Origin of the sequence: Nocardiopsis xinjiangensis YIM 90004 (genome assembly GCF_000341145.1) — a bacterium.
GTDB lineage: Bacteria > Actinomycetota > Actinomycetes > Streptosporangiales > Streptosporangiaceae > Nocardiopsis > Nocardiopsis xinjiangensis.
Genome location: NZ_ANBE01000057.1, coordinates 16185 through 41678, shown reverse-complemented (window position 1 = coordinate 41678; position 25494 = coordinate 16185). Strand labels below are relative to the sequence as shown.

Sequence of the window (25494 nt, the reverse complement as noted above, 5' to 3'; positions counted from 1 at the left end):
GTCCACTTACCGTGCGGACGGTCGCCGTTAGACTCGTTGCTCAGGAAACCCGCGAGGAAGGGAAGGACGTCCGCGTGCCCAGGGCACAGAGCGACACCAAGGCCGAGATCCGCGACGTGGCCATGGAGCTGTTCGGCCGGCAGGGCTATGAGAGGACCAGCCTGCGGGAGATCGCCGAACGACTCGGCATCACCAAGGCCGCGCTCTACTACCACTACCCTTCGAAGCGCGACCTGCTTACCGCCCTCGTGGAGCCCTTGGTGGCCGAGGCCGAGCGGCTTCTGGAACGCCATGCGGGCGGGGCCGGCGCCGAAGAGCTCCTGGGTGAGTACTTCGACCTGTGCGTGCGCCACAGGGCCCTGCTGACGGCCGTGCTCAACGACGTCACCGCGCTCTCGGAGTCCGGGCTGGTCGAGAGTGTGGTCTCCGTGCGCCGCCGCCTGGACGCACTCCTGGTCGGCGTGGAACCCGGCACTCCCGCCAAGATGGGTGCCGTCATCGCCCTCGGCGGGATCCAGGACATCGCCGTCATGCTCCCCGCCCACGAGGCCGCCGAGCACCGGTCCCGCGCCGTGCAGATCGCCATGGCCGCCCTGCGCAGCGGCACCGCACCCGGCCACGCCAACTGACACCACACCCCGAAGAAACCCGGTCCGTGGAGCAGCCCCGCCCGGATCGTGGGGCCCGTCGCCGAGCAGCCGGGCCGTGGAGCCCGTCCCGAACCCGGGCCGAGGCGGAGCGAGGCCCGGAGGAGGCACAGCACACCAGCTAGGCTTTCGGCGGGTTCCGACCCACTGCCAAGCAGTAACCGAAGAGACGGAGATGACCGTGGCGTCCATCGAGTCAGTACAGGCGCGGGAGATCCTCGACTCCCGGGGCAACCCGACAGTCGAGGTCGAGGTCCTGCTCGACGACGGCACCCTGGTGAGCGCGGGTGTGCCCAGCGGTGCCTCCACCGGACAGTTCGAGGCGGTCGAACTGCGCGACGGCGGCGACCGCTATGGCGGCAAGGGTGTGACCAAGGCGGTCGTGGCGGTCAATGACGAGATCGCCGGCGAGCTGCTGGGGTACAGCCCGGACGAGCAGCGCATCATCGACCGTGCGCTCATCGACCTGGACGGCACCCCGGAGAAGTCGCGCCTGGGCGCGAACGCGATCCTGGGTGCTTCCCTGGCGGTGGCCAAGGCGGCCGCTGCCGAGGCCGGGTTCCCGCTGTTCCGCTACATGGGCGGCCCGAACGCGCACGTGCTCCCGGTTCCGATGATGAACATCCTCAACGGTGGTGCGCACGCCGACAGCAACGTCGACATCCAGGAGTTCATGGTCGCGCCGATCGGCGCCCCCACCTTCGCCGAGGCGCTGCGTTGGGGCACCGAGGTCTACCACTCCCTGAAGAAGGTCCTGAAGTCGTATGGCCTGGGCACGGGTGTGGGTGACGAGGGCGGCTTCGCCCCGAACCTGGACAACAACCGTGCGGCTCTGGACCTGATCGTCGAGGCCATCGAGAAGGCGGGTTACACCCCGGGCACCGACGTGGCGCTGGCTCTGGACGTGGCCGCCGCGGAGCTGTTCTCCGACGGTGTCTACACGTTCGAGGGGAAGACGCGTTCGGCCGAGGACATGGCGGCCTACTACTCCGAGCTGGTCGCTGCCTACCCGCTGGTCTCCATCGAGGACCCGCTCGACGAGGAGGACTGGGAGGGGTGGAAGACCCTCACCGCCGAGCTCGGCAGCAAGGTCCAGCTCGTGGGCGATGACCTGTTCGTCACCAACCCGGGGCGGCTCCAGCGCGGGGTGGACGAGGACACGGCGAACTCGCTGCTGGTGAAGGTCAACCAGATCGGTACCCTCACCGAGACCCTGGAGGCCGTCTCCCTGGCCCAGCGCAGCGGTTACACGGCGATGATCAGCCACCGTTCCGGCGAGACCGAGGACACCACGATCGCCGACATCGCTGTGGCCACCAACGCCGGCCAGATCAAGGCGGGTGCCCCCGCGCGCAGCGAGCGTGTGGCCAAGTACAACCAGTTGCTGCGTATCGAGGAGGAGCTCGCCGAAGCCGCGGTGTATGCGGGCGTGTCGGCCTTCCCGAGGTTCCGCGGGCGCGGCTAGTCTGCCCCAGTGTCCCGCGAATCCAAGCAGTCCCCAGCAAAAGGCAAGAAGACCGCAAAGTCCGCTGAACGTGTCAGATCGGGCAAGGCGGGCACCAAGGCCGGCACCGCACGGTCGCCCGGGGGCAGCAAAGCGGGACCCGCGAGCAGGAGCACGGGCCGCACCCGGCGGAGGGTGCGGCCCATGCTCACCAGCCGTGCGGCGATCCTGGCCGTGGTGGTGTGCGGCATCGCGCTGACCCTGGCCTATCCGCTGCGCGAGTACGTGGCGCAGCGCGCCCAGGTGGCTCAGCTCCAGGAGGAGCGTGAGCGTACGGAGGAGAACGTCGCCCACCTGGAGCAGCGGGCGGAGGAGCTCTCCGAGGACGAGTATGTCGAGCGTGAGGCGCGCGCACGGCTGCACTACCAGTACCCGGAGGAGACGGCCTACATCGTGGTCAGGCCCGAGGAGGAGTCCGGCGCCGAGGACGAGGGCGGGCCGGACGAGCCGTGGTTCTCGACCCTGTGGGGTTCGGTGGAGGAGGCCGACGATCCCCGTTCGTAGGGGCGGTCACGTTGCGCGGGGCGAGGGCCGGACAACGGTGTGACCGGGGCCGTTCCCGCCGACAGGCGCCTGCCGGCGGGAACGGCGGTCCGCTCGGTCCTGTCTGCCTCAGCGCTCGGCCACGTACCGCTCGTCGGGTACGCAGTGGGTCATGTCCAGGCCCTCCACGTCCCGGGGGCCGTTCTCGCCCAGACGGCCCAGGCGCTCGCGGTCCTCACCGGTCAGGTCCTGACTCTGCAACGGCTCCAGATGCGAGACGTCGCCGGGGCCGATCCCCAGACCCTCGCCGACACGCAGCCCCAGCTCGTCCTCGGCCAGGAGGAAGTGCCAGACCATGCGTTCCTGGATCGGCCGGTCGCACTGCAGGAGCATGTTCGTGAAGTTCGTGACCAGATCGTCGCGTTCCCACTGTTCCATGAGCCGGAAGCGCTGGCCGGCCTGTTTGTAGTCGTTCGTGAGCGGGATACGCGAGCGGGTGAGCCGTCCCCGGATCTCGGGCCCTTGTTCGTCGTTGGTGGGGTACTGCCCCTCCCGGAGCCCGCCGGTGATGGAGGGCTCGTAGTTGACGTGCGGGCTCTCCCCGGCGGTGTCCTGGTAGTAGGCCATCAGGCCGTCGCGCTGGTTGGTGCGCACGTCGCTGTGCTTGGCCTGGTTGACCGGCAGCTGCAGGTAGTTGGGTCCCACGCGGTAACGCTGGGTGTCGCTGTAGGAGAAGGTGCGTCCGACCAGCATCTTGTCGTCGGAGAAGTCCAGACCGTCCACGAGCACACCGGTGCCGAAGGAGATCTGCTCGTTCTCGGCGAAGTTGTTCGACACGTTGCGGTCGAGAACGATCCGTCCCACGGGTTTGGGCGGGAAGTCCTGCTCGGGCCAGGTCTTGGTGTCGTCCAACGGGTCGAAGTCGAGCTCGGGATGCTCCTCGTCGCTCATCATCTGCACCAGCAGTTCCCACTCGGGGTGGTCACCGCGGTCGATGGCCTCGTGCAGGTCCTTGGTGGCGTGCCCGGTCTCCTGCGCCTGGACGTTGGCGGCGTCCTCCTCGGTCATGCTGCGCACACCCTGCTTGGGCATCCAGGTGTACTTGACCAGGACCGTCTCGCCCGCCTGGTCGACCCACTTGTACGTGTTGACGCCGAACCCCTGCTGGTGCCGGTAGTCGGACGGGATTCCGCGCGGGCTGAAGAGGTTGACCAGCATGTGCAAGCTCTCGGGGCTCTGCGACATGAAATCGAAGATGCGGTTGGGTTCCTGGCGGAAGGTCACCGGGTCCGGCTTCAGGGAATGGATGACGTCGGGAAACTTGACGGCGTCGCGGATGAAGAACACCGCGAGGTTGTTGCCGACCAGGTCCCAGTTGCCGTCCTCGGTGTAGAACTTGACGGCGAACCCCCGCGGGTCCCGCGCGCACTCCGAGGAGTCGCGTCCCCCGATGACCGTGGAGAAGCGCAGAGCGATGTCGGTGCGCTTGCCGCGTTCCTGGAAGAGCTTGGCGCGCGTGTACCGGCTGATCGGCTCGTCGCCCCACGTGCCGTAGGCCTCGAAGAAACCGTAGGCCGTGACCCCCCGTGCGTGGACCACCCGCTCCGGGATCCGCTCCCGGTCGAAGTGGCTGATCTTCTCCAGGAAGTGGTAATTCTCCAGGGTCGCGGGTCCGCGGTTGCCCACCGTCCTCTGGTTCTGGTTGTCGTAGACGGGGTGGCCTTGGCGGTTGGTGAGGATCTCACGGTCATCACCGGGGCCGGACCCCTGGCTGGATACGTCAGTCATACGACTCGTTCCCCCAACGTGTCGCTCTGAGTGCCTTCGGTACCCACCTGCCCCGGGGCGCTCCGTGTGACTCCTGGTTCGAGGGGTTCTCGCCCTGCTCGCGGGCGTACCGGAGGTCCCGTCCGGCGGGGCCTCCGACCAGGTCCGGGACCGCGGTGGTCCGTTACGGGGCCTATGCTGGATCGGTCATGACTTCCGCAGAACAGCCCGCCTCCACTCCGCAGGACGGCCCCGTCGACGCCCGTGACGTCGCCGCCGTCGAACACCAGCTCGGCCGTGCCCCGCGCGGGGTGCGCGCGGTCGCCCACCGGTGCCCCTGTGGGCTGCCGGACGTGGTCCGTACCGCTCCCCGCTTGGAAGACGGGACTCCGTTCCCGACGTTGTACTACTTGACGTGCCCTCGCGCCGCCTCGGCCATCGGACGGATGGAGAACGACGGCGTGATGCGGCGCATGCAGGAGCGTCTGGGGCAGGACCCGCAGTTGCGGGAGGCCTACACCGAGGCGCACGAGTCCTACGTCGCCGAGCGTTCGGAGCAGGCGCGCGTGGACGGGTCGGCCCCCCTCCCGGAGGGGATGCAGAGCACCGGCGGGATGCCCGAGCGGGTCAAGTGCCTGCACGCCCTGGTCGCCCACGAGTTGGCGGTCCCGGGCTCCAACCCCTTCGGTGCCGAGGCGCTGGAGGAGTTGCCCGAGTGGTGGGCCAAGGGCGCTTGTGTGTGCATGGACGAGGACACCTCCGAAGCCAGTGAGGGGAGTGGCTCATGAGCGGGGTCGCTGCGATCGACTGCGGGACCAACTCGATCAGGTTGCTGATCGCCGAGATCGTGCACATGGACGGTGACGAGGTCGAGGTGGTCGACCTCGACCGCCGGATGGAGATCGTGCGCCTGGGTGAAGGCGTGGACGAGACCGGAGCCTTTGCGCCCCAGGCGTTGGAGCGCACGTTCACGGCTCTGCGCGGGTACGCCGAGGCGATCCGGGCACACGGCATCGAACCGGGGCCCGAGGCGGTGCGCATGGTGGCCACGAGCGCCACACGCGATGCCGCCAACCGCGACGAGTTCGTGGAGGGTGTGCAGGAGATCCTGGGCGTGGAGCCCGAGGTGGTCACCGGTCTGGACGAGGCGGAGCTGTCCTTCGTGGGCGCTACCGCCGAGTTCGACGTCGAGGACGGCCGGGAGGCGCACGCGCCCCCGTTCCTGGTCGTGGACATCGGTGGCGGTTCCACCGAGTTCGTGCTGGGCGCCGAGTCGGAGCAGGACGAGCTGATCCGTGCGTCGCTGTCGGTGAACACGGGTTGTGTGCGCATGGCCGAGCGCCATCTGCACGGGGACCCGCCCACCCGGGAGCAGATCGACGCGGCCACCGCCGACATCGAGGCGGCCCTGGACGAGGTCGAGCGCACCGTGCCGCTGCGTGAGGCCGGTTCGGTGGTGTGCGTGGCCGGAACGGCGACCACGGTCGCCGGGATCGCCGCCGACCTGCCCGAGTACGACTCCGAGCGCATCCACCACACCCGTGTCGGGGTGGCGGACCTGGAGCGCATCACCGCTGAGCTGCTGCGTTCCACGCACGAGGAGCGGGCCGCGATCGGGGTCATGCACCCCGGACGTGTGGACGTGATCGGGGCGGGCGCACTGGTGCTGTCGAGGGTGGTGGCCCGCACGGGCGCCGACCACTTCACCGCGAGTGAGCAGGACATCCTCGACGGGGTCGCCTGGAGCCTCGTTCCCTGAACCCCACAAGGGTCTTTCAGGGGGGCTCCGCGGGACCTCCGGGTGAGACGCATCACCCCGTGAGGTCCTTGTGAAGGCATTCACAACCCTCGTGAGCTGCAAAAACATCAGAAGCTACGGTCGCGAGATGGTCGAAAGGTGATCCCTTGTGAACCTTCTCTGTCGGTAGATGCTTGTGAAAGAATGCACAAGCAGTCAGTGACCGGGCGACCGAGGAACCGTTAGGGCGATATGCGATGACCGAGAGCAGGAACTACCGGCTGGTACACGGCGGAGGGGACGACGCGGAGATCCCGCACGTCCTCGTCGTCGGTGGCGGCTACCTCGGGCTGTACACCGCGAGGCGGCTGGAGAAGAAGCTCGGTGCGGGCGAGGTCCGGATCACCGTCATCGACCCCAACGCCTACATGACCTACCAGCCCTTCCTCCCCGAGGCCGCGGCCGGCAGCATCTCCCCGCGCAACGTGGTCGTGCCGCTGCGCAAGGTCTTCGACCGCGTGCGTGTGCTCGGCGGACGTGTGGTCCGCATCGACCACGAGGACCGCCTCGTGCGCTACGAGCCGAACGCGGGCGAACCCGAGACGCTGCACTACGACTATCTGGTCATGGCCGCGGGCGCCGTTTCGCGCCCCCTGCCGATCCCCGGCCTCGCCGAGTGGGGTATCGGCATCAAGACGGTCGAGGAAGCCGCGCACCTGCGCAACCACGTCCTCAACCAGCTCACCATCGCCGATTCCACCAGCGACCCCGTGACCCGGCGCAAGGCCCTGAACTTCGTGTTCGTCGGGGGCGGTTTCGCCGGTGCCGAGGCCGTCACCGAGCTCGAGGACATGGTCCGCGACGCAGTGCGGCTGCACCCGACCATCGAGCAGGACGAGGTGCAGTTCTACCTCATCGAGGCCGCCGACAAGGTCCTGCCCGAGGTCGGCCCCGAGGTCGGGGAGAAGGCCCTCAACCAGATGCGCCGCCGCGGCATCGACGTGCGGCTCAGCACTTTCCTGGAGTCGGCCACCGACCAGCACATCAAGCTGAGCGACGGCACCGAGTTCGACTCGGCCACCCTCGTGTGGACCGCCGGCGTCAAGCCCAGCCCCGTCGTGGCCGCCAGTGACCTGCCGCTGGGCCCCAAGGGACACGTCGACACCAGCGAGTACCTGACCGTGAACGGTGTCGAGAACGCCTTCGCGGGCGGCGACAACGCCCAGGTGCCCGACGGCGAGGGCGGCTTCTACCCGCCCAACGCCCAGAACGCCGTGCGGATGGCCCCCGTCCTGGCCGACAACGTCATCGCGGCCCTGCGCGGCGGTGACATGACCGCCTACAAGCACAAGAATCTCGGTGCGGTCGCCGGCCTGGGCATGCACAAGGGCGCCGCCCAGCTCATGGGCAAGATCAAGCTGAACGGGCGTCTGGCCTGGTACGCCCACCGTTGCTACCACCTCAGCGCCGTTCCGACCTTCAACCGCAAGCTTCGGGTGCTGGCGGACTGGACCCTGGGGCTGTTCCTGCGCCGCGAGATCGCCGCGCTGCCGGAGATGGCCGAGCCGCGCCAGGCGTTCGAGGAGGCCGCCCACCCGCAGGTCGAGGACGGGCGCCTGTTGCGCCGCGCCAGCTGACCCGCTCACGAAACCCCGGTGCCGCGCGCGGGACCGAACAGCGCGGACCGCCGCTGACACAAGAGGTCCGGCCCTCCCGAGGGAGGTCCGGACCTCTTGTGTCCCCTTTCGGCCAACGCGAGTCAAAGTGGGTCATCCTCCCGGCCGGTAGGATGGGCTCGCCCTCGTAGCCCAACGGTAGAGGCAGGCCCCCTAAAAGGGTCACAAGTGTCGGTTCGAATCCGACCGGGGGTACCAGGGCCGGTACCGGCCTTCCAGGTCGGCCGGTGTTCCGGGTCAGGACGTGCCCGGGGGCTGCTGCTCCATCAGCAGCTGCAACTGTGTGAACAGGCGCTCGCCCGGGTCGCCCAGGTCGATCCCGCTGACCGCTGCCGCGCGGCGCACCCGGTAGCGCAGGGTGTTGGGATGGATGTGCAACCGTTCTGCCGCCGCGCGTGCGTCCCCGAACGCCTCCAAGTAGGTCAGCAGGGAATGCACCAGGTCTGCGCCCCCGGCCCGGTCGTACTCCAACAGCCGGTCCACCCTCGGGTCGCGCAGGGAGGGGTCCTCCCGCAGGCGCGCCAGGGTCTCGCTGATGAGCACACGCGAGCGCACGTCGGAGATGGTGGCCACCTCCCAGTCGGTGTCGCGGTCCAGATCGCGGCGCATGGCGTCCAGGACCCGGTCGGCCTCGGCACGGGAGTCGGGCACCTCGGACAACCGGTCCACCAGCGACCCGATGGCGGCCTGCACCTCCAACTCCAGGCCCGAACGCGCGGCCGCGACCGTCTTGCGGGTCAGCGACAGCACGGACTGCTCCGCCCCGCGCCGCCCCTCCCGGCCCGGCACGAGGTCGGGCAGCAGGACGTAGACCCGTCCCTCCAACTCGGTGACCAGGGAGCTGCGCCGGTAGGCGGCCGTGTGCACCGAGACCAGGTCGATGAGCCGGCGGCGGCGCAGTTCCCGTTCGGGCCGGTCGGGGCGCTCCTCCGCAGAGGCCTCGGCCGACGCGGCAGGGGTGAGGGAGAAGGCGACCACGAGGGCGCCGCGATCGGAGCGCACCTCGACGGTGTCGGCCAGCGCCCCTGCGTCGATGCGCCCCTCCAACAGACTGGAGAGCAGGTCTTCGCGCAGGCGGAGCCCCGCGCTGGTGCGTGTGCGCTGCCGGATCATCTGCAGTGCCGTGGTGCGGGCCGCGCCGAGCAGGGCCTCCTCGGCGCGCTCGGTCAGCGGTCGGTCCCCCTCCTGTACCCAGATGGTTCCCAGGGGCTGGTCGCCCGCGTGGATACCGACCGCGAGGCGGCGCCGGAGCCCGAACTCGGGGTGTTCATCGATACGTACGACCTCCTCACCGGACCGCAGCCGGGCGAAGACCCCCCATTCACGCAGCATCGCCAGGTAGGACTCCGGGCCCCGCCGCCCCAGGACCGACAAGCGGCGCAGTTCGTCGACCTCGGCGCCGCTGGAGTAGGCCAGCACCCGGCTCGCCGGGTCCTCGATGCTGACCAGGCCGCCGGTGAGCTGGGCGATGGTCTGTGCCATGGAGAACAGGTCGCCGCTGGACTCGGCGAGATCGTCGGCGCTGGACAGGCGCGCGTTGTCGACGATGCTGCGGCACACCGACTGCAGCTGGTCCCAGCGCACCTCCGAACGCACCGAGAGGAGCGCGACCCCGGCCTCCTCCGCCTCTGTGCGCAGAGCCTGCAGCTCGTCACCGCCGGGACGCCGGTTGCGGCCGCCCGGGGGCGGGGGCAGGACCTCCTCACCGGAACCGCCGGCCTTGACCGCGACCGCGGTGGTGCCCTGTTCTGCCAGGGAGCGCACGAGCCTGCGGGCCGCGCCGCCCCGTGCGCCGATGAGGAGCGCGAGGTCGCCGGGGCGCGACTCGACACGGTCCTCGGGGTCGACGATGACGACGTTGTCCACCTGCACATCGAGACCGTCGGGTGCGGCGGCCACGTCCACGACGGGATCACCCAGGGACACCAGGAGGCGGCGCAGCGGTAGCCCGGGGCGGCTCTCGGGAACAGGTCTGCTGTGGCCAGGCGGGACATCGGGAAGGGCGGGGCCGTCGGTCGGCTGGTGTCCGGTCGGGTCCGGTGCTGGGGCGTCATTGTTCATGGTTGTTCCATTTTGTCCTACAGAACAAAGAAGTGCGGCAAAGAGTGGCTCGGCCCACAAGGCTTCGTTGTCCGGACTCTGAGATTCTGGCGGTGGATCGAACCCTGTGAGTCACAGGGACAACCTTCAGGGAGGTGCCCATGGACGCCGTCACCAACGTGCCCGTGCCGGTGAACGAGCCCGTCTTCTCCTACGCGCCCGGCAGCACCGAGCGCGCAGAGCTCGAGGCCGAGCTGTCCGAGCTCGGTCGGGAGAGCATCGACCTGCCGATGCGCATCGACGGGCAGAGCCGGATGGGCGGCGGCGAGCCCATCGACGTGGTGCAGCCGCACAAGCACGCCCACGTCCTGGGCACCATGCGCAACGCCACCCACGACGACGCCCGAGACGCCGTCGCCGCCGCGAAGAAGGCCGCCCCCGCCTGGCGCGCGATGTCCTTCGACGACCGCGCCGCGATCCTGCTGCGCGCCGCCGAGCTGCTGTCGGGCCCCTGGCGCGCGACCATCAACGCCGCCACGATGCTCGGCCAGTCCAAGACGATCCAGCAGGCCGAGATCGACGCCGCCTGTGAGCTCATCGACTTCTGGCGCTTCAACGTCTCCTACGCCCGTGAGCTGATCTCGCAGCAGCCGCTGAGCGTCAAGGGCGTGTGGAACCGCATGGAGCAGCGCCCGCTCGAGGGGTTCGTCTACGCGGTCACTCCGTTCAACTTCACCGCCATCGCCGGCAACCTGCCGACCGCGCCCGCCCTCATGGGCAACGTCGTGGTCTGGAAACCCTCCCCGACGCAGCAGTTCGCCGCCGAGCTGACCATGCGCATGCTGGAGGAGGCCGGTATGCCGCCCGGTGTCATCAACATGGTCACCGGTGACGGTCGCGCGGTCTCCGACATCACCCTGAACGACCCCGACCTGGCCGGCGTGCACTTCACCGGCTCCACCGGCACGTTCCAGCACCTGTGGAAGAGCGTGGGCGAGAACATCGCCTCCTACCGCTCCTACCCGCGCATCGTCGGTGAGACCGGCGGCAAGGACTTCATCGTCGCCCACTCCTCGGCCGACCCGGAGGTGGTGCGCACCGCGATCGTGCGCGGTGCCTTCGAGTACCAGGGACAGAAGTGCTCGGCCGCCTCGCGGGCCTTCGTCGCCCGTTCGGTGTGGGAGCAGATGCGCGACGGCCTGGTCGCCGAGACCGAGGCCCTCAGCATGGGCGACGTCTCGGACCTGTCGAACTTCGTGGGCGCCGTCATCGACCGCCGCTCCTTCGACAAGCTCAGCCGGGTGCTGGAGGAGGCCGAGGCCGACCCGACCCTGAAGGTCATCGCGGGCGGTACCGCCGACGACTCCGTCGGGTACTTCGTGCGCCCGACCATCATCGAGGGCACCGACCCCTCCAACGACGTCTTCAGCACCGAGTACTTCGGCCCGATCGTGGCCGTGCACGTCTTCGAGGACGCCGAGTACGAGGAGATCCTCGAGACCGTCGACCAGGGTTCGGCCTATGCCCTGACCGGTGCCGTCATCGCCCGCGACCGCGGGGCCGTGGCCAAGGCCGAGGAGGCGCTGCGCTTCACTGCCGGCAACTTCTACATCAACGACCGGCCCACCGGCTCCATCGTCGGTCAGCAGCCCTTCGGCGGTGCCCGGGCCTCCGGTACCAACGACAAGGCCGGTTCGGCACAGAACCTGGCGCGCTGGTCCAGCCCGCGTGCGGTGAAGGAGACCTTCGTCGCCGCGACGAAGTCCTCCTACCCGCACCAGGAGTCCTAGGACCGCCGTCCCGGTGCCCCCTCCGCCGTCCTGAGGGGGCACCGGTCCCGGGCGGACGCGCGGCCCCGGCCCCGCGTCCGCCCGCCGCCCCCCGTAGGAATCCACGGGGCGGCTCTGTTCCGCCGCCCCCACCGGCCGCGCCGGCCCATCGGCTCGCGCACGTCTTCCTCGAGGTCGCCATGCTTCGCAAACCCCTGCTGCTCGCCGCCCGGTCGCAGACCGCGCGGACCGTCGTCGAGCGCACCCCCATGACCCGCGCCATGGTCGAGCGCTTCGTGGCCGGTGCCGACCTGGAGAGCGCCCTTCCGACCGTGGCCGAGGTGACCACGGACCGGCACGTGACCCTGGACCACCTGGGCGAGGACACCTCCGACCGGGCCCAGGCCACCGCGACCGTCAACGCCTACGAGGGGCTGCTCGCCGCGCTGGGCGAGGCCGGGCTGGCCCAGCGTGCGGAGGTCTCGGTCAAGCTGTCGGCGGTCGGCCAGTTCCTCGGCGGCGACGGTGAGCAGATCGCCCTGGACAACGCCCGGCGCATCGCCGAGGCCGCCAAGGCGGTGGGCACCACGGTGACCCTCGACATGGAGGACCACACCACGGTCGACTCCACGTTGGGGATCCTGCGTGAGCTGCGTGCGGACTTCCCGTTCGTGGGCGCGGTCCTGCAGGCCTACCTGTACCGGACCGAGGCCGACTGCAGGGACCTGAGCAACGCCGGTTCCCGGGTGCGCTTGTGCAAGGGCGCCTACGACGAACCGGCCTCCGTGGCCTACCGCGACAAGCACGAGGTCGACCGGGCCTACGTGCGGGCGCTGCGCATCCTCATGGAGGGCGACGGCTACCCCATGGTGGCCACGCACGACCCCCGTATGGTCGCCATCGCCGGTGAGCTGGCCGCCGCCGCGGGCCGCTCCGCCGACGACCACGAGTACCAGATGCTCTTCGGGATCCGGGAGAAGGAACAGGCCCGCCTGGCCGCCGAGGGCCGGACGATGCGGGTGTACGTGCCTTACGGGACCGAGTGGTTCGGCTACTACATGCGCCGCCTGGCCGAGCGCCCCGCGAACATGCTCTTCCTGGCGCGCTCGCTGCTGACACGCAGCTGAGACGGGTGGGCCGGCCTTCGACACGTGTCCCGGAGGCGGGCCGGGGCGGAACTCGTGATCGTGCCCGTGCGTTACTTTGTGGGCATCAATCCACGCAGGAAAGGCCTGAACCGAACATGCGAATGCGCAGTTCCAACCCCGCGGTGAAGCGGGCGCTCGAGCAGCACGCCGGGCAGGCTCAGGGAGCCGGCTACCAGCAGGGCCACCCCCAACAGAGCTACCCGCAGCAGGGCTACCCGGCCGCGCCCCCGCAGGTCGGCACCGCCCCCATGACGATCGACGACGTGGTCGTCCGCACGGGCATGTCGCTGGGCGTCGTCGTCCTGCTGGCCGTCGTGAACTACTTCACGTACATGTCCAGCCCCGGCCTGGCCATGGGCCTGACACTGGTCGGCGCGCTGGGCGGTCTGGTCCTCGGCCTGGTCATCGCGTTCAAGAACATGACCAATCCGGTCGCGATCCTGGCCTACTCCGCCCTCGAGGGCCTGCTCGTCGGCGGTATCTCCGCCGTCCTGGCGATGTCGGTGGCCCCCGGCGGCGACGGCACCCTCATCACCCAGGCGGTCGTGGCGACCGTCGCGGTGTTCGGGGTCATGCTGGCCCTGTACAAGTTCCGGATCATCAAGGTCACCGACGGCTTCGTGAAGGCCGTGACCTACGCCGCACTGGCCGCCGGTGCGCTGATCCTGGTCAACTTCCTCGCCAGCTTCTTCCTCCCCGGCGGCCTCGGGCTGCGCGAGCCCAGCTTCCTGGGCCTGGGCATCGGCCTGGTGTTCGTGGTCATCGCGGCCCTGACGCTGGCCATCGAGTTCCGCGGGATCGAGGAGGGTATCCAGGCGGGCGTGCCCAACCAGTTCGCCTGGCAGTTCGCCTTCGGCCTGACGGTCTCCCTCGTCTGGCTCTACATCGAGATCCTCCGTCTCCTGTGGATGCTCAAGATGATGTTCGACGAGTAGTCGTCGTGCACCGGGGCGCGTTCCCCCCGCACACGGAGAAGGGGTCACCCCCGGGCATCGGCCCGGGGGTGACCCCTTCTCCGTAGGACGGTGTGGCCGGCCGGCTCAGGTGGCCCCGCCCCGTGGGACCGGGATGGACCTGTCGCGCCGCCTGCGGTCGTACTCGGTGACGATGGCCTGTGCGTACCAGTGGGGCAGCTCGTACTCGTCCGCGAGCCAGCGGGACCGTTCCGAGCGCTTGACCAGCCCCGGCCCCCGATCGAGCGCCGCGAACCACTCGTGGAGTCCGCGCCCGGTGACGGTCGGGACACGTTCGACGAGCTTGGCGTGGATCTCCGGCGAGTGGGTTACCGGCATAGGCACCTCCGACAGTGCGTAGAGATCATGCACGTACCTGCGACCCTGCACCAGGATCACGGTTCGGACAAGACCTGGTCACCAGCTTTTACCTCGCCCGGGGTGGAAGATGTCGCTTCATCCCGGTACGGGATGGAAATGACGGAGGGCCCGGCGCTGTCCAGCGCCGGGCCCCCATACTCGCGCGGGCGGTCCCGGTTCAGTTGAGGCGCTCGAAGACCGCGGCCATGCCCTGGCCGCCACCCACGCACATGGTCTCCAGACCGAACGTCTTGTCGTGGAACTGGAGGCCGTTGAGCAGAGTGCCGGTGATGCGGGCACCGGTGCTGCCGAACGGGTGGCCCACGGCGATGGCGCCGCCGTTGACGTTGAGCTTCGAGTCGATGTCCACGCCGAGCTGGTCGGCCGAGGGCAGCACCTGGGCGGCGAAGGCCTCGTTGATCTCGACCAGGTCGATGTCGCCGGCGGACATGTTGGCGCGGGCCAGAGCCTGCTTGGAGGCCTCGACCGGGCCCAGGCCCATGATCTCCGGGCTCAGGCCGGTCACACCGGTGGAGACGATGCGCGCCAGCGGGGTCAGGCCGAGCTGCTTGGCCTTGGTGTCGCTCATGATGACCAGCGCGGAGGCGCCGTCGTTGAGCGGGCAGGCGTTGCCGGCGGTGATGGTGCCGTCGGGGCGGAACACCGGCTGCAGCTGGGAGACCTTCTCGTAGGTCGTGCCGCGGCGGATGCCGTCGTCGGTGGAGGCCACGGAGCCGTCGGGCAGCGTGATCGGGGCGATCTCACGCTCCCAGAAACCGTTGTCCAGGGACTTCTCGGCGAGGTTCTGCGAACGGACGGCGAACTCGTCCTGGCGCTCGCGGGAGATCCCGGTGATATGGGCGACGTTCTCGGCGGTCTGGCCCATCGCGATGTAGGGGTCGGGAAGCTTGCCGTCCTCGCGCGGATCGGTCCAGGCCCCGGCCCCGCCCTCGGCGCGCTCGGCGGTACGGGCCTTGGCGTCGTCGAAGGCCGGGTTCTCGTTCTGGGGGTTGTCGCTGCTGCCGTGCGCGAAGCGGCTCACGGTCTCCACACCGGCGGAGACGAAGACGTCGCCCTCGCCCGCCTTGATGGCGTGGTAGGCCATGCGGGTGGTCTGCAGCGACGAGGAGCAGTAGCGGGTGACGGTGGTTCCCGGGACGGAGTCCAGACCCATCTGGACAGCGATGATGCGGGCCATGTTGAAGCCCTGCTCACCGCCGGGGAGGCCGCACCCGAGCATGAGGTCGTCGATGTTCTCGGGGGCGAGCTCGGGGACCTTGGCCAGCGCGGCGCCGATCACCTGGCTGGTCAGGTCGTCGGGGCGCATGTCCTTGAGTGAACCCTTGAAGGCACGGCCGATCGGGGAACGCGCGGTGGCGACGATGACTGCTTCGGGCATGTTCTTCGTCCTCTGTGATGGTGCCGTGGTGCGGGACCGGGGACGGCGCCTGCCGTGGCGCCCGGCCCCGAACATGACTTGTTACTCACCAGTTAATCGCTCCTGCGTCATCTCGTACCACCCGGGGTCCGGCTAGGNTAGGCGCGCCCTCGGCGGACCCGCCCCGGGAAGCGCGTCGGAACGGCAGACGCACCCTGGTGATCCAGCGTCCGCGCAAGGGGCGTTCCTCCTCGGTGGGCTCCAAGGGGGAGACCTCGGTCCCGGCGGTCTCGGCGGCCACCACTGCGGCGCGGTCGGCCGGGAGGAGCCCCTCGCCGGCGCTCCGGGACTCCACCGGGTCCGGCAGCAGACCCAGGGCCGCGCACGCCGAGGGCAGCACGGACAGGGCTGCTTGGGCGTACCCGGCCGCCGAGGGGTGGAAGTGGTCGGGCCCGAACATCGTCGTGGGGTCGGCGGTGAACTCGCCGGAGAGCACGTCGCTCATGGAGAGGGTGCGGCCGCCGGCCTCGGTGACCGCGATGGTCTGCGCGGCCGCCAGCTGCCGGGAGGCGCGCCGGGCCACCGAACGCAGCGGCCAGCCGATGGGGCGCACGGTCCCCAGGTCCGGGCAGGTGGCCACGACCACCTCGGTTCCGAGGCCCACGAGTGCCTCGGTCGTCGCCCGCAAGTGGGAGACGGCCTCGTTGGGACTCACGCGCCGGATGACGTCGTTGGCGCCGATGAAGATCACGGCCAGGTCGTACGGGCTCCGGCCCTCGCCGGCCCCGGCGCGTTCCCTCTGCCGTTCGAGGTCGGCGGAGGTCGCGCCGGGCACCGCGGTGCAGCGCAGCAGTACCGGGCGTTCGGCGGCGGCCGAGATCCCGCGCGCCAGTACGGTCCCCGGTGTCTGGGCGGCCTCCTCCACGGCGAACCCGGCCGCGGTGGAGTCGCCGGCCATGAGCATCCGGATCGGGGGCCCCGCGCCCCCGCCGTGCGTGCCGTCGACCCGGGGACGCGCCCAACGGACTCTGCCGATGGCGTTGCGCGCGAGTCTGGCCTGGAGGTGCAGCAGTGCGACCGTGCCTGCCCCGACGAGGGTGAGACCGCCCCCGCCGAACGCGGTGGCGGCGGCGATGCGGCGTGCGCGCGCGGCACGGAGCATGGGCCACTCCTGAAGCGTTGTGGACCCGCCGTGCCCCCGGCGGTCCGGTCCCCATCGAGATTACCGTCGGTGAACAATCCGGTCACGTCACGGCGCGGTGGACAAGTGCGGCCCGCGGGTCAGCGAAGTCGGACGTGTGCGTGATCTTCGCCTGCTCACCGGTGGGGGCGGTGCCGGAATNGCACCGGCCGGACAGCGGACCGAGAACCCGGCCGCCACGACGCAACGACGCGAGGGAGCAGCCAAGTGCGGGTACACGACTCACTGATCGACATGGTGGGGAACACCCCGCTCGTCCGCCTGAAGAAGGTCACCGAGGCCTTGGGGCCGAATGCGCCGACGGTGCTGGCCAAGATCGAATACTTCAACCCCGGCGGTTCGGTCAAGGACCGTATCGCTCTGCGCATGGTCGAGGCGGCCGAGAAGAGTGGTGCCCTCAAGCCCGGAGGGACCATCGTGGAGCCCACCTCCGGCAACACCGGGATCGGCCTGGCGATGATCGCCCAGGAGAAGGGCTACCGGTGCGTGTTCGTGTGTCCCGACAAGGTCGGTCCGGACAAGCTCTCGGTGCTGCGGGCCTACGGTGCCGAGGTCGTGGTCTGCCCGACGACGGTGGCGCCCGACCACCCCGAGTCCTACTACTCGGTCTCGGACCGTCTGGCCTCGGAGCTCCCCGGAGCCTGGAAGCCGAACCAGTACGAGAACATGAACAACCCCGAGTCGCACTACCACGACACCGGGCCGGAGATCTGGGAGCAGACCGACGGGCGCCTCACACACTTCGTGGCGGGCATCGGAACCGGCGGCACCATCAGCGGTACCGGGCGCTACCTCAAGGAGGCCTCCGAGGGCCGCGTGCAGATCGTGGGTGCCGACCCCGAGGGTTCGGTCTACTCGGGCGGGTCGGGCCGCCCCTACCTGGTCGAGGGTGTCGGTGAGGACATCTGGCCCGGCACCTACGACACCTCCGTGTGCGACGACATCGTCGCGGTCAGTGACAAGGAGTCCTTCCTCATGACCCGCCGCCTGGCCAAGGAGGAGGCTCTCCTGGTCGGCGGCTCCTGCGGCCTGGCCGTGGAGGCGGCGCTGCGGGTGGCCAAGGACGCGGGTCCCGAGGACGTGATCGTCGTGCTGTTGCCCGACGGCGGGCGCGGTTACCTCGGCAAGATCTTCAACGACGAGTGGATGGCCGACTACGGGTTCCTGTCCGCACACACCGAGGAGGCCACCGCCGGGGACGTGCTGGGTGCCAAGAACGGCGAGATGCCCGACTTCGTGCACACCCACCCCGACGAGACGGTCGGTACCGCGGTGGCGATCATGCGCGAGTACGGCGTCTCCCAGCTGCCGGTGATGAAGGAGGAACCCCCGGTCATGGCGGCCGAGGTCGTCGGATCGATCGCAGAGCGCGACATGCTCGATGCGCTCTTCGAGGGGCGCGCCCAGCTCCCCGACCCGGTCGAGGCGCACATGGGCCGCCCGTTGCCCACGGTCGGCATGGGCGAGCCGGTCAGCGACTGCGCGCGTCTGCTGCGCACCGCGGGCGCGCTCGTGGTGCTGCGTGACGGCAAGCCCCTGGGGATCCTGACCCGCCAGGACCTGCTCGCGCACATGTCCGTGTCCTGATCCGTCAGGGCCGAGGCCCCCGCACGCGGCCCCTTTCCGGGGCTGCGGCGGGGGTCTTCTGCGTTCGTGGTGTCCGTGCAGACGGGGAGGGGAAGCGCACGGAACCGAGCGGGGTTCGGGCCCCGCTTCCGGTGAATGGGACGAAGCATCGCATACTCGTACGACTGCTAATGTTCGCGACGGTATTACTTGCGGGTAGCTCAAGGGGGTCGGCGTGCGGAGGCTGATGTCGTGGATCATTCGCACCCTCTGGTCATATGCGCGGAGCAGCGCAGAGGTCCGCTCGGACACCCGCGCCGCACGCAGGTTCGCACGTTTCGGCGAGGGTTCGGCGATCGCTTTCCCCACCGCGACCCTGTACGGGGAACCCTGGATCGAGATCGGCGTACACACGGTGCTGGGCGGTGACATCACCCTGGCCGCCGGAATGGGGCCCGGCTACGACCTGGGACCCGAGACCGTGGTGCGCATCGGATCGGNCGTCTCCCCCGGCCCCTACGTCTACATCACCGACCAGAACCACTCCTACGCCGACACCGACGTGCCCATCGGCCTGCAGTGGCCGGTCGACGACCCGGTCAGCATCGGCCCGGGGACGTGGCTGGGCGCCAACTCCGTGGTCCTGCCCGGTGTGCACCTGGGCCGCAACTGCGTCGTGGCCGCCGGCACCGTCGTGCGCCCGGGTGCCTACGCCGACCACAGTGTCATCGCCGGTATCCCCGGCAGGGTCGTTCGTACCTACGACGACGAGCTGGGCTGGGAGCCGCCGCTCAAGGAGGCCGGTGTCCCCACCCGGGTGCCCACCCCTTCCACGGGCCTGACGTCCGGGGTGCCCGCCGATCCGCCCGACCCCGGTTCGGCGACCCGCTTCCCGCCCGCGTAGGAAGCGGCCGGTCGGTGGCTGGGCCGGGGGCGCCGGCGGTGACGGTCCTGGCTCCGGCCGCAGGAACCGCCGCGTACGGGCGTCCGCATACCGAGACCGGCCTGGTGAAGGCGGGGCCCGAGTGGCCCGGGGCGGCTATGGTGGGCCCATGAAGTTCGACGGGTTTGAGACACTGGCCATCCACGCGGGCCAGGAGCCGGAGGCGGGCACCGGGGCCGTGGTGGTGCCGATCTACCAGACCAGTACCTACGCCCAGGACGGCGTGGGCGGTCTGCGCCAGGGATACGAGTACTCACGCACGGGCAACCCCACGCGTGCCGCGCTGGAGGAGTGCCTGGCCGCTCTGGAGAAGGGCGTGCGCGGCCTCGCCTTCGCCTCCGGCATGGCCGCCGAGGACACCCTCATGCGTACGGTCCTCTCGCCCGGCGACCACATGATCATCCCCGGCGACGCCTACGGCGGTACCTTCCGCCTGGTCTCCAAGGTCGTGGAACGCTGGGGCGTGAGCTGGGACGCGGTCGACCAGACCGACCCCGAGGCCGTGCGCGCGGCGATGCGGCCCGAGACCAAGATGGTCCTGACCGAGACGCCCACCAACCCGCTGCTCAACATCACCGACCTCGAGACGGTCGCGCAGATCGCCCACGACGGCGGTGCCCTGCACGTGGTGGACAACACCTTCGCCTCGCCCTACCTGCAGCAGCCGTTGACCCTGGGCGCGGACGTGGTCGTGCACTCGACCACCAAGTACGTGGGCGGGCACTCCGACGTGGTCGGGGGTGCGCTCGTGGTCGCAGACGCCGGGCTGGGTGAGCGCCTGGCCTTCCACCAGAACACCATGGGGGCGACCCCCGGGGCGTTCGACTCCTGGCTGACCCTGCGCGGGGCCAAGACCCTGGGTGTGCGCATGGACCGCCACAGCGCCAACGCCGAGAAGATCGTGGAGGCTCTGGAAGGGCACCCGGCGGTGCGCAAGGTCTTCTACCCGGGGCTGGACACCCACCCGGGCCACAAGGTCGCCGAACGGCAGATGCGTTCCTTCGGCGGCATGGTCTCCTTCGCCGTTCACGGTGGGGAGAAGGCCGCGCTGGAGCTGTGCGAGCGCACCGAAGTCTTCATCCTGGGCGAGTCCCTGGGCGGTGTGGAGTCGCTGATCGAGCACCCCGGCCGCATGACCCACGCCTCCACCGCGGGGTCGGCCCTGGAGGTGCCGTCGGACCTGGTGCGCCTGTCGGTGGGGATCGAGTCCGCCGACGACCTGATCGCCGACCTGACGGGGGCCCTGGAGGGCTGAGGCGCAGGGGAGCGCCGAAAGAGGATGATCGGGGGCCGAGGGCCTCCGGACGAACAGACGGGGTCGTGCGCCGGGCGCACGGCCCCGACCCGTGTCCGGTCTCTTCGCGGGCGGGGGTCAGAACACGGTGGGTGCGCGTTCCGCTCCGTGCCCGTCCGCGTCGTCGGAGTCGTCGGAGGAGGGGCCGTAGTATCCCAGCCCCACGACTCGGCTGCCGGTGCGCGAGAGCCGGCTGTGCTCGTCCTCGTCGCGGAGGGCGCGGTAGCCGCTGAACCTGTCCTGACGCTGGATGCCGATGGACACGGCCAGGAAGAACACGGCGGACAGGCCCATGAGCACCAGGCCGGTGACGGCGATCAGTACGAAGATCATGTTTGCTCCTCTCGGGTCGGGGCCTCACTCGGTCGGGGGCCACTTGGGCGGCGCCGTGCGGGGGATGTGGGGCCGGGATCGGTCGAGTGCACGACCGGGTCGGCGGCTCATCGGGCTTCCCCCTCCCTTCTGCTCATCGGTGTCTGTGTACGCACGGTGATGCTGCTCTAGGATGGTCCGGTGGAACCGGTTGATCCGGTTCTGCGGTTGAAGTGCTTAACTTGTTGGTACAGGTTGTGTGAGTGGGGCCATACCCCCGGAGGAGCGTGGTCATGCGGGCCGAGAGCAGATATCGACAGATCGCCCGCTCACTGCGCCGCGACATCCAGGAGGGCCGCCTGGCGCGCGGGGACCGCCTGCCCTCCGAGAAACGGCTCGAGCTGGACTTCGACGCCTCCCGCAACACCGTCCGGCTCGCCCTGGGCATGCTGCGCAACCAGGGACTCGTCGTCAGCAGGCCCGGCCGGGGGCACTTCGTGCAGGACATCGTCCCCGAGACTTTCCACGCCACCCGCACCACCGGAAGCCCCGAGGGCCTCAACGAGTCTGGGCTGAAGGGCCAGGTCCTGGAAGAACTCCAACTCCTCAGCGCCACACCCGACCTCGCCGGGCGCCTGCGCGTGACCGAGGGTTCCATGGTCGTCGTCCGCCGTATGTACCGGTTCTCCGGCGAGACCTCGGTGTCGGTCAGCTCGGCGTACTACCCCGCGGACCTCGCCGAGGACACCGCGCTCATGCTGCCCGAGAACCTCGGCAGCGCCCTGTCGGTCCTGAAGGCGCACGGCCACTGCCAGTCCGGCTACGTCGACGAGCTCACCACCCGCATGCCCACCCCGCAGGAGGGCACCCGGCTCGAGCTCCCGCCCGGGGTGCCGGTCCTGGAGGTCCACCGAACCGACTACTCCGAGGACCGCGCCCTCCGCATGGTCCACACCGTCTACGCGGGCCACAGCATCCGCTACCAGTTCGAACACGGCGATGTCGCCGCTTACCACCGGGACTGAGAGCACACATGAGCACGTCGAGGAAGACCGAGGTCGCCGACCGTCTGCGCGAGGCCCTGAGCCAGGGGCGCTACGGACCCGGGCAGCGCCTGCCCGGCGAGGACGAGGTCGCACGCGATCTCGGCGTCTCCAAGGCCACCGCCCGCCTGGGCATGCGCATCCTCCAGGAGGAAGGGCGGTTGCAGATCGTCGCCGGGCGCGGCGCCTTCGCCTCCGACCACCGGCCCGCCCTGCACCTGGCCGCGCCCGGACCCGGGGGCACCGACTCCGAGCGTTTCGCCGAGGGCTACCGCGAGCACGTACGCCGCGCCGGCTACGGGCCGGTGGAGGAGCAGACCAAGGTCGGCCTCGACACCTTGCGCGCCCGCATCGCCAAACGCCTCTACGGGACGGACGGCGGTGACGCGGGCCCGGGCGGACTCGTCGTCGTGCGCTCCTCACGCCGTTACGTCCAGGGCACGCTCTGGCAGACCCAGACCACCTGGTTCCCCTACGACATCGCCCGCGACACCCCGCTCATGGCACCCGAGCCCATCGACCGCGGCATCGACGTGGTGCTGGCCGAACACGGCCACCACGAGAGCCGGCACTGGGACGTCGTCGGCGCGCGCATGCCCGACTCGGAGGAGGCGCGGGACTACGACGTGGGGCCGGGTATCCCGCTCCTGGTGCAGGAACGTGTCGGCAACACCGAGGAACGGGCAGTGCGCTGGACCGAGACCGTCATGCCCGCCCACCGGCACCAACTTCTCTACGCCGGGGGAGAGGTCCCGGAGGACCTGATCGACCGGGCCTCCCGCCTCAACGTCTTCGACCCCTGACCGTCCGCGACGAGCACCCGACAGCACGCCGGGAGGGCCGGACCGCACACCGAGTGCCCTCGGTCGGCCGGTCCGCCACGGGCCCGGCCGTCAGTGGGCCGCGCGGAACCGGTCCAACAGCAGCGGTCCCAGCTCACCGCCGTCGGCGCGCACCACGCGCACACCCCGGCGGCGGGCCACCAGATCACCGAAGGCCCGCAGCCGGGGATCCTCGGCGAGCAGGAAGAACGTCACCTCCGCGCCGTCGCGCAACACCGCGTCCAACTCCCCGACCGTGGCCTCCACCGTGCGCGGGCCGGCCGGCCACGAGAACCGGGGATCACCGTCGGCCCCGGTGTGCGCGGTCGGTTCGCCGTCGGTGACCACCATGACGTGGCGGTGCAGGTCCGGATGGCGTGCGAGGTGGCCCCGCGCCAGCCGCAGCGCCTGATGCAGGTTGGTGCCGGGCACCCGCCCCCATCCGTGGGCGACCAGCGATCCCGGGGTCATCTCCCGGGCCACCTCACCGAAACCCACCAGCTGGAGCCGGTCCTCGGGATAGCGGGAGCCGACCAGGGAGTGCAGCGCCAGCGCGGTCCTGGTCGCGCTCTCGTGCAGCTCACGCGTGGCCATCGAGTGCGACAGGTCCACCAGGAGCGAGACCGCCGAGGACGCCGCGGGCTCGGTGCCCGCCGTCCGTACGTCCTCCGCACGCAGGGCCTCGTTCCGGCCACGGCCCTCGGCCCGCCGCAGGGTCGCCGCGCGCACGGTGGCCACCGCGTCCACGACACTGCCGGGCGCCGCCGCGCGGGCCGTGCCGTCCGGTTCGCCGTCCCGGTGGCCGCCGCGGTGGGAACCGCTCCCACGCCCGCGCCGTGCACGTTCGACGTCGCGCAGGGCGACATCGGCCAAACGGCGCAGCTCCCGCGGGGACAGGGTGTGGTCGGCTGCGTCCAACCGGTCGGCCGCCTCCCTCCCCGGGGACCCGAGGATCCGGGCGAGCAGACGCGGGTCGAGGTCGGTGACCGCCACCCGGTCGCCGTCGCCGTAGCGCACCAAGGCCTTCTCCGCGGCCGCCAGCGCCATCCGGTCGGCCTCGTCCCCGACCTCGGCGGCCTCCACGAGAGCGAGCAGCTCCCGGGACGCGGCCACGGCTTCTTCCGGGGGAGGGTCGGGTTCGGCCAACGGGTCGGGGCCACCCAGGTACTCCCGGTAGCGGAACCTCACACGCACCGCCTCTGTGCTCGGGGGGTCGTCCGTCCCTGTGATCCCCTCCCGGCACTGCGGCGAACCGTCCGAGGCGCCCCTTTTGTGCACAGCGCCGGAACGGCCGGGACCGATCAGAACCGGTAGGTGCCGCCCTCGGCCCGGGTGTCCTTCGACAGGCGCCGCTCCAGGTACAGCCCCTCCAACGCCAGCTCCAGGACGGCGGCGGCCAGCCCGGGCCCGGGCGGGCCGTCCTCGGCCTCGGGCGCGGCCGTCTCGATCATCGCTGCGAGTCCCGGGACCGGGCCCACTTCCTCCAGCAGGGCGGAGGCACCCACGAGGTCGCCCGACTCCACCGTGGCGCCCCCGGAGAAACGCTCGGTCAGCGGTCCCAGATCGAGGTGGCCCAGGCGTGCCCGGTAGACCTCGGAGACGGCCCGGCGCAGCAGTGCGTGCAGCAGCTCGGTGCCCTCCTCCTGCGCTCCGAGCTCGAACTCGACCTTGCCCAGCACCGGCTCGACCACGGACGGCAGGTCGGCGACCCGGGCCACCGGTGCCTCCTCCCCGGACACGGCCGCGCGCCGCAGGGCCGAGGCGGCCGCGGTCTCGGCGGCGGCGACGGAGAAACGGACCGATACCCCCGAGCGCGGATCGACCTTCTTGTGCCGGCGCACCAGGCGGGTGAAGCGGGCGACGGCCTCCAGGAGGTGGGCGGGCACGACCGTGCCGTCGGACAGGTCGGCCTCCTGGCGGATCAGTGCGATCTCGTCCGCCTCACGGGTGGGGTAATGGGTGCGCACCTGGGAACCGAAGCGGTCCTTGAGCGGGGTGACGATCCGTCCCCGGCTCGTGTAGTCCTCCGGATTGGCGCTGGCCACCAGCAGCAGGTCCAGGGGCAGGCGCAGGTCGTACCCGCGCACCTGCACGCCGCGTTCCTCCAGTACGTCGAAGAGGGCCACCTGTACCCGCGGGGCCAGGTCGGGAAGTTCGTTGAGGCAGAACACCCCGCGGTTGGCGCGGGGTACCAGGCCGTGGTGCAGGGTCTCCGGGTCCCCCAGGGAACGGCCCTCGGCCAGGCGCGCGGGATCCACGTCGCCGACGAGTTCGCCGACGCCGGTGTCGGGGGTGGCGAGCTTCTCGGTGAAACGGTGGGAGCGGTGCAGCCAGGCCACCGGCAGGTCCTCGCCCTCCGGCCCGGTCCGGCGGCGGCAGGTCGGGCACACCGGCGCGTAGGGGTGGTCGTTGACGGGGCAGCCCTCGACGACCGGGGTCCATTCGTCCAGCAGCCCCGTCAGGCAGCGCAGGAGCCGGCTCTTGCCCTGGCCCCGCTCGCCCAGCAGCACCACGTCGTGGCCGGCCAACAGCGCGCGTTCCAGCGCGGGCAGGACCGTGTCGTCGAACCCGTGCACCCCGGGGAAGCGCGGGGTGCCCTCGGCCATGTGCCGCACGAGGTTCTCGCGTACTTCCGCGGCCACCGGACGCCTGATGTGCCCGGAGGCGCGCAGTTCCGCGAGCGTGCGCGGGAGTCCGTGCGTCGGGGGCGCCGGGGAGCCGTACGATGAGGGCCCGTTCGTGGGAGGGGAAACGTCACTCACTCCTCGAACCTATCCGCCGTGCGGGCAGATCGATCAACGAAGAGATGTCGGGAGCGCGGCTGGGTGGAAGAATGGACGAGGACGTGGAC

The 25494-nt window shown here is 70.5% G+C and carries 22 protein-coding genes and 1 tRNA gene; 15 read left to right on the top strand and 8 right to left on the bottom strand.

The genetic code is table 11. The features are described from left to right. Positions 1 to 74: 74 nt before the first annotated feature. From D473_RS0122685 to D473_RS0122670, 3 genes are all read left to right on the top strand, one after another. Positions 75 to 629 (top strand): TetR/AcrR family transcriptional regulator, encoded by a 555-nt coding sequence (locus D473_RS0122685; protein WP_017611332.1) that lies wholly within the window; start codon positions 75 to 77, stop codon positions 627 to 629. 199 nt (positions 630 to 828) lie between these two features. Next, on the top strand, positions 829 to 2112 hold the full coding sequence (eno, locus tag D473_RS0122680) for a phosphopyruvate hydratase (RefSeq protein ID WP_026127219.1): 1284 nt from the start codon (positions 829 to 831) through the stop codon (positions 2110 to 2112). A 183-nt stretch (positions 2113 to 2295) separates the two neighbouring features. Continuing rightward, complete coding sequence (locus D473_RS0122670) at positions 2296 to 2655, top strand: FtsB family cell division protein (RefSeq protein WP_017611330.1); 360 nt, start codon at positions 2296 to 2298, stop codon at positions 2653 to 2655. A 108-nt stretch (positions 2656 to 2763) separates the two neighbouring features. Here the strand turns inward: D473_RS0122670 and D473_RS0122665 are convergent, their stop codons facing one another. Then, positions 2764 to 4422, bottom strand: coding sequence for a catalase (locus tag D473_RS0122665; RefSeq protein WP_017611329.1), 1659 nt, complete (start codon positions 4420 to 4422; stop codon positions 2764 to 2766). 188 nt (positions 4423 to 4610) lie between these two features. Here D473_RS0122665 and D473_RS0122660 point away from each other — a divergent pair, with 188 nt between their 5' ends. The 4 genes from D473_RS0122660 (at position 4611) to D473_RS0122645 (ending at position 8013) form a co-directional block, all read left to right on the top strand. Next, positions 4611 to 5189 carry a DUF501 domain-containing protein gene (locus D473_RS0122660; RefSeq protein ID WP_017611328.1) on the top strand — a complete coding sequence of 193 codons (579 nt, stop codon included), beginning with the start codon at positions 4611 to 4613 and terminating at the stop codon, positions 5187 to 5189. After that, complete coding sequence (locus tag D473_RS0122655; RefSeq protein WP_017611327.1) at positions 5186 to 6160, top strand: Ppx/GppA phosphatase family protein; 975 nt, start codon at positions 5186 to 5188, stop codon at positions 6158 to 6160. The genes D473_RS0122660 and D473_RS0122655 overlap by 4 nt, the downstream gene beginning before the upstream one ends. A gap of 236 nt (positions 6161 to 6396) precedes the next feature. Continuing rightward, complete coding sequence (locus D473_RS0122650) at positions 6397 to 7776, top strand: NAD(P)/FAD-dependent oxidoreductase (protein WP_017611326.1); 1380 nt, start codon at positions 6397 to 6399, stop codon at positions 7774 to 7776. Positions 7777 to 7936: 160 nt separating this feature from the next. Further along, positions 7937 to 8013, top strand: a tRNA-Leu gene (locus D473_RS0122645). A gap of 39 nt (positions 8014 to 8052) precedes the next feature. On the opposite strand, the gene D473_RS0122640 is transcribed toward D473_RS0122645, so the two are convergent. Further along, positions 8053 to 9876: a helix-turn-helix domain-containing protein gene (locus D473_RS0122640; RefSeq protein WP_026127217.1), complete on the bottom strand. Its 1824-nt coding sequence runs from the start codon at positions 9874 to 9876 to the stop codon at positions 8053 to 8055. Between the two features lie 140 nt (positions 9877 to 10016). Here D473_RS0122640 and pruA point away from each other — a divergent pair, with 140 nt between their 5' ends. The 3 genes from pruA to D473_RS0122625 all read left to right on the top strand — a co-directional run bounded on the left by pruA (position 10017) and on the right by D473_RS0122625 (position 13707). After that, entirely contained in the window at positions 10017 to 11645 is a 1629-nt protein-coding gene (pruA, locus tag D473_RS0122635) for an L-glutamate gamma-semialdehyde dehydrogenase (protein ID WP_017611324.1), read from the top strand. A 179-nt stretch (positions 11646 to 11824) separates the two neighbouring features. Continuing rightward, positions 11825 to 12751 carry a proline dehydrogenase family protein gene (locus D473_RS0122630; protein ID WP_017611323.1) on the top strand — a complete coding sequence of 309 codons (927 nt, stop codon included), beginning with the start codon at positions 11825 to 11827 and terminating at the stop codon, positions 12749 to 12751. A gap of 116 nt (positions 12752 to 12867) precedes the next feature. After that, positions 12868 to 13707 carry a Bax inhibitor-1/YccA family protein gene (locus D473_RS0122625; RefSeq protein WP_026127216.1) on the top strand — a complete coding sequence of 280 codons (840 nt, stop codon included), beginning with the start codon at positions 12868 to 12870 and terminating at the stop codon, positions 13705 to 13707. A 105-nt stretch (positions 13708 to 13812) separates the two neighbouring features. Here D473_RS0122625 and D473_RS0122620 read toward each other — a convergent pair whose 3' ends face one another. From D473_RS0122620 to D473_RS25275, 3 genes are all read right to left on the bottom strand, one after another. Then, positions 13813 to 14064 carry a DUF4287 domain-containing protein gene (locus tag D473_RS0122620; RefSeq protein WP_026127215.1) on the bottom strand — a complete coding sequence of 84 codons (252 nt, stop codon included), beginning with the start codon at positions 14062 to 14064 and terminating at the stop codon, positions 13813 to 13815. Between the two features lie 199 nt (positions 14065 to 14263). After that, positions 14264 to 15484, bottom strand: a complete 1221-nt coding sequence (locus D473_RS0122615) for an acetyl-CoA C-acetyltransferase (protein ID WP_017611320.1) — start codon at positions 15482 to 15484, stop codon at positions 14264 to 14266. A gap of 85 nt (positions 15485 to 15569) precedes the next feature. Continuing rightward, the gene (locus D473_RS25275) at positions 15570 to 16625 is read right to left on the bottom strand and encodes an SGNH/GDSL hydrolase family protein (RefSeq protein WP_017611319.1); all 1056 of its coding nucleotides are present in this window, start codon (positions 16623 to 16625) and stop codon (positions 15570 to 15572) included. 246 nt (positions 16626 to 16871) lie between these two features. Here D473_RS25275 and D473_RS0122605 point away from each other — a divergent pair, with 246 nt between their 5' ends. The 3 genes from D473_RS0122605 (at position 16872) to D473_RS0122595 (ending at position 20428) form a co-directional block, all read left to right on the top strand. Next, positions 16872 to 18251, top strand: coding sequence for a cystathionine beta-synthase (locus tag D473_RS0122605; RefSeq protein ID WP_017611318.1), 1380 nt, complete (start codon positions 16872 to 16874; stop codon positions 18249 to 18251). Between the two features lie 226 nt (positions 18252 to 18477). Further along, positions 18478 to 19134, top strand: coding sequence for an acyltransferase (locus D473_RS0122600; RefSeq protein WP_017611317.1), 657 nt, complete (start codon positions 18478 to 18480; stop codon positions 19132 to 19134). A 148-nt stretch (positions 19135 to 19282) separates the two neighbouring features. Then, positions 19283 to 20428, top strand: coding sequence for a cystathionine gamma-synthase (locus D473_RS0122595; RefSeq protein WP_017611316.1), 1146 nt, complete (start codon positions 19283 to 19285; stop codon positions 20426 to 20428). Between the two features lie 117 nt (positions 20429 to 20545). Here D473_RS0122595 and D473_RS0122590 read toward each other — a convergent pair whose 3' ends face one another. After that, positions 20546 to 20800: a hypothetical protein gene (locus D473_RS0122590; protein WP_017611315.1), complete on the bottom strand. Its 255-nt coding sequence runs from the start codon at positions 20798 to 20800 to the stop codon at positions 20546 to 20548. Positions 20801 to 21072: 272 nt separating this feature from the next. Here D473_RS0122590 and D473_RS0122585 point away from each other — a divergent pair, with 272 nt between their 5' ends. Both D473_RS0122585 and D473_RS0122580 read left to right on the top strand, forming a co-directional pair. Continuing rightward, complete coding sequence (locus D473_RS0122585) at positions 21073 to 21804, top strand: GntR family transcriptional regulator (RefSeq protein ID WP_017611314.1); 732 nt, start codon at positions 21073 to 21075, stop codon at positions 21802 to 21804. Positions 21805 to 21812: 8 nt separating this feature from the next. Beyond that, positions 21813 to 22625: a GntR family transcriptional regulator gene (locus tag D473_RS0122580; protein WP_017611313.1), complete on the top strand. Its 813-nt coding sequence runs from the start codon at positions 21813 to 21815 to the stop codon at positions 22623 to 22625. 90 nt (positions 22626 to 22715) lie between these two features. Here D473_RS0122580 and D473_RS0122575 read toward each other — a convergent pair whose 3' ends face one another. Further along, positions 22716 to 23831: a VWA domain-containing protein gene (locus tag D473_RS0122575; protein WP_033353876.1), complete on the bottom strand. Its 1116-nt coding sequence runs from the start codon at positions 23829 to 23831 to the stop codon at positions 22716 to 22718. 113 nt (positions 23832 to 23944) lie between these two features. Continuing rightward, a complete protein-coding gene (locus D473_RS0122570; RefSeq protein ID WP_193373315.1) occupies positions 23945 to 25405 on the bottom strand; it encodes a sigma 54-interacting transcriptional regulator in 1461 nt (486 codons plus the stop codon). Positions 25406 to 25494: the final 89 nt, after the last annotated feature.